This is a genomic window from Lysobacter sp. TAB13 (assembly GCF_052113885.1).
In the GTDB taxonomy this organism is placed as follows: domain Bacteria; phylum Pseudomonadota; class Gammaproteobacteria; order Xanthomonadales; family Xanthomonadaceae; genus Lysobacter; species Lysobacter gummosus.
Genome location: NZ_JBFRDR010000152.1, coordinates 1 through 495 on the forward strand (window position 1 = coordinate 1; position 495 = coordinate 495).

1 protein-coding gene is annotated in these 495 nt (G+C 66.1%); it reads right to left on the reverse strand.

Going from position 1 to position 495, the window contains the following annotated elements:
- A partial coding sequence (locus AB4Y92_RS25585; protein WP_441822170.1) for a beta-ketoacyl synthase N-terminal-like domain-containing protein occupies positions 1-495 on the reverse strand: 495 nt, incomplete at both ends.

Genomic DNA, 495 nt, shown 5'->3' on the forward strand with positions numbered 1-495 from the left:
CCTGAACGCCGGTCGCACCCAGCGAGTGGCCGGTCAGCGACTTTGTCGCCGAGATCGGCGGGCTCTTCTCGCCGGCGCCGAAAACCTCGCGGATCGCCTCGATCTCCTTGGCATCGCCGACCGGGGTCGAGGTGCCATGAGGGTTGATGTAGTCGACCTTGGCCTTCACGCCCTGCAGAGCCATCCTCATGCAGCGCACCGCGCCCTCACCGGAGGGAGCTACCATGTCGTAACCGTCCGAAGTCGCGCCATAGCCGACGATCTCGCCATAGATGCGCGCGCCACGCGCCTTGGCATGTTCCAGTTCCTCGAGCACGACGACGCCGGCGCCGCCGGCGATGACGAAACCGTCCCGCCTGACGTCATAAGCGCGCGACGCCCGTGACGGCGTCTCGTTGAAATCAGTCGACATGGCGCCCATGGCGTCAAACAGGACGGAGAGCGTCCAGTCCAGCTCCTCGCAGCCGCCAGCGAAGATCACATCCTGCTTGCCCC